The sequence below is a fragment of the Kribbella speibonae genome (genome assembly GCF_004331375.1).
GTDB lineage: Bacteria > Actinomycetota > Actinomycetes > Propionibacteriales > Kribbellaceae > Kribbella > Kribbella sindirgiensis.
Map to the genome: position 1 here is coordinate 1 of NZ_SJKC01000017.1, position 3,336 is coordinate 3,336.

Below are 3,336 nucleotides of genomic sequence, written 5' to 3' on the forward strand. Positions count from 1 at the left end.
TTCTGTCGCCGAAACGATTGGATGCGATCTGGCGACGGTGTGAGATGTGTCGGGTTTCTGACGTTCCCGCTGGTCAGCGGGAAGTCGATTCTCGCCGTGCGGCTGTGACGCTATCGGACTTGGCGCCGATCGGGAACCGCGATCCGTTGCTGGGTTGAGGTCTTCACAGCGGCTCGCATCTGATGCGATGATCCCGCATCCGATGCGGGCATGTGGAGAGTGGTTTTCGGTGGACGATCGCGGTGACATCCCGGGCGCGGCCGGCTTGATTCTGGTTGATGGTGTGTCGCTGTTTCGCCCTGAGGAGCAGGTGTTCGAGGCGATGCTGGAGGGTTTCGCGAACCAGCAGCTGGCAAGGAATCTTGCCTACTCGACGGTGCAGGCTCGTGAGCACCAGTTGCGCGCGTTCGCCGGTCACGCGGAGGCGTTTCCGTGGCGCTGGTCGGCGCATCTGGTCGATGAGTGGTTCAGTGATCTGCGCGGAGTGCGGCATGTCGCACGCTCGACCGTGCGCAGCTACCAGGTCGCGATCCGCGGCTTCTGCAGCTACCTGACCGACCCCGCCTACGGCTGGGTGGGCGAGTGCGAGCGGCGGTTCGGGACGCACCCGATCCAGGTGATCCACGAAGTGAACGCGGCCGCGCACGTGGCCGATTCCGAGGCCGAACCGACACGACGGGCGTTCACCCGCGAGGAGTTGCAGGCGCTGTTCGACCACGCCGACGACGAGGTCGCCCGCAAACGAGCGCTCGGCCGCAAGGGCTGGCTGCCGGCGTTTCGGGACGCGACGATCCTCAAGATCGCCTACGGCTACGGCACCCGCCGCACCGAAACAGCGATGCTGGACGCCGCCGATTTCGGCCGCAACCCCGACGGCCCGGAGTTCGGCGACTACGGCGTCTGCTACATCCGGCACGGCAAAGCCCAACGCGGCTCACCACCCAAACGCCGCTCCGTGCTGACGGTCTGGGCCTGGACGAGCGAGGTCCTCGATCAGTGGTTCACCGAGATCCGGCCATGCTTCGGTCTGCCCAACAACTCCGCGGCCTGGCCGTCCGAACGCGGCCTGCGGGTCGGGCCGCAGCAGCTGAACAAGCGGCTGGCCGGCTACCGCGACACCCTCGGAATGGACCCCGCGCTGGAGTTCCACTCGCTGCGCCGCTCCTACGTCACCCACCTGATCGAGGACGGCTGGGACCCACGCTTCGTGCAGGAACAGGTCGGCCACAACCACGCCTCGACCACCTCGATCTACACCTGCGTGTCGTCTGACTACCGCACCCGCACCCTGCGCCGCGCCCTCGACGCCATAGTCGCCGACGTCCTGAAACCAACCACAGGAGGCACGCAATGAAAGGCCAGAAGCGTCTGGTCAGCTACCAGTGGCGGTTGCGTGAGGTGATGGCCGAACACCAGATGTTCGCCACCACCGAACTCGTCCCGCTGCTGCACGAACGCGGCATCGACCTGTCCGCCTCCCAGGTCCACCGGCTCGTGACCGGCACGCCCGAACGTCTCTCCATGGCTGTTCTCGCGGCGTTGTGCGACATCTTCGCCACCGACCCCAGCGAGCTCATCACCACCGACGCCGCCAATCTCGGCGTCCGCAAAACCGCCACCGGCGAACACGCACCAGGCAAGACAGCCGCCGATCTGCGTCCGAAACGCGCCCGCATCACAGACCAGCCATGAGCCTCGATCAGCCCGACAGGCGGGCCCAGACACCGGACCAGACAACGTGCGCACGTTGCCATCGGCCCCTTCGAGGCGCGGCCCCGCCTCAACCAGGCCAAGCTCCACCCACAGGTCGAACGGTCGTGGCCACCAAGCACTGGCCCGAAGGCCCGATCTGCTCCGGCTGTTTCGTCAAGGCCTGCGAGACCTACGGAGTCTGCGCCGGTTGCGGCATCGACCGGATGCTGCCCGGCATCAGCCCCACCGGCGACCGGTTATGCACCGACTGCGCCGGCGGACTCGGTGACTACATCTGCACCCGCTGCGGCCAGGAGGCCTGGCGCCACTACGCCGGCATCTGCGGCCGCTGCGTCCTCACCGACCGGCTCACCGCTGCCCTCACCGACAGCACCGGCACCAGTTCGATCCGGCCAGAGCTCCAGCCGCTGTTCGACTCGATCCGCGCCATGACAAGGCCGCGCTCCGGCATCCTCTGGCTGTCCCGACCCCACGTCCCAGCCATCCTCCAGGCCCTCGCCACCGGCCGCGTCCCGATCACCCATGACGGGCTCAGCACCCTCACCCCGTGGCGGTCGGTCGTCTATATCCGCGACCTGCTGATCGCCTGCGGAACCCTGCCACCCATCGACCGCTACCTGTTCTTGTTCGAGCAATGGCTCCCCCGCTGGCTCGAGGGCATCGACGACCCCGAGCACCGCAAACTGCTCCACCGCTTCGCCACCTGGCACCTCCTCAGGAATCTCCGAACCGCCGCCCAAACCGGGCCGATCGGGCATTACCGCAACCAGGGCGCCCGCACCCAACTCCGCACCGCGGCCGCCTTCCTCACCGACCTCGCCGCCCGCCAACACACCCCGCAACGCGCCCTGCAACACTGCACTCAAGCCGACCTCGACCGCTGGTTCGCCACCACCAACAGCACCGCCAAGCTGGGGCTGCGCGCTTTCCTGCGCTGGGCCATCGACCACCACGTCATGCCGCGCCTGGTCCTGCCCCCGGTCGTCACCGGTCACAGTCCACCTATCAGCAACCACCAACGCATCGACCTCATCCGGCGCATCCACACCGACCCTGCCATCGCCCCGATCGACCGCGTCATCGGGCTGCTCATCCTGCTCTACGCCCAACCACTCCCACGGATCGTCCGCCTCACCCTCGCCGACATCACCCACCACGGCGACCAGGTCCTGATCCGGCTCGGCGACCCACCCGTCCCCGTCCCCGAACCCTTCGCCGGCCACATCACCACCTACATCGCCAGCCGACCCAACCTCGTCACCGCCACCAACCCCGCCAGCCAACTCCTCTTCCCTGGCCGCCGCGCAGGCCAACCCATCCACCCCACCAGCATCCGGCTCCGCCTGCACAACCTCGGCATCCCCAACCTCAACGCCAGAACCCGAGCAATACGAGAACTGTTGCTCCAGGCACCAGCACCCGTCGTCGCAACAATGCTCAACTACGCACCCCACGGCGCAGAACGCATCGCCGCCCAAGCAGGCAGCACCTGGAAGACCTACGCCGCCGGCGACCACACCCGCCGATCCACACCGCCCGACCGGACCTGACAACAACCCAGCAGCAACGCCAAACGTCGAGCACCGATGATTGGCGACAGTCGAATAGGACTGGCTACCGGTC

General features: G+C 67.3%; 3 protein-coding genes. All 3 read left to right on the forward strand.

The features are described from left to right. Positions 1 to 229 precede the first annotated feature (229 nt). The 3 genes from E0H92_RS43955 to E0H92_RS43965 all read left to right on the forward strand — a co-directional run bounded on the left by E0H92_RS43955 (position 230) and on the right by E0H92_RS43965 (position 3,263). Entirely contained in the window at positions 230 to 1,354 is a 1,125-nt protein-coding gene (locus E0H92_RS43955) for a tyrosine-type recombinase/integrase (protein ID WP_238173860.1), read from the forward strand. Next, positions 1,351 to 1,692, forward strand: coding sequence for a helix-turn-helix domain-containing protein (locus E0H92_RS43960; RefSeq protein WP_131500512.1), 342 nt, complete (start codon positions 1,351 to 1,353; stop codon positions 1,690 to 1,692). The genes E0H92_RS43955 and E0H92_RS43960 overlap by 4 nt, the downstream gene beginning before the upstream one ends. 125 nt (positions 1,693 to 1,817) lie before the next feature. Continuing rightward, positions 1,818 to 3,263 (forward strand): site-specific integrase, encoded by a 1,446-nt coding sequence (locus E0H92_RS43965; RefSeq protein WP_131500513.1) that lies wholly within the window; start codon positions 1,818 to 1,820, stop codon positions 3,261 to 3,263. Positions 3,264 to 3,336 lie beyond the last annotated feature (73 nt).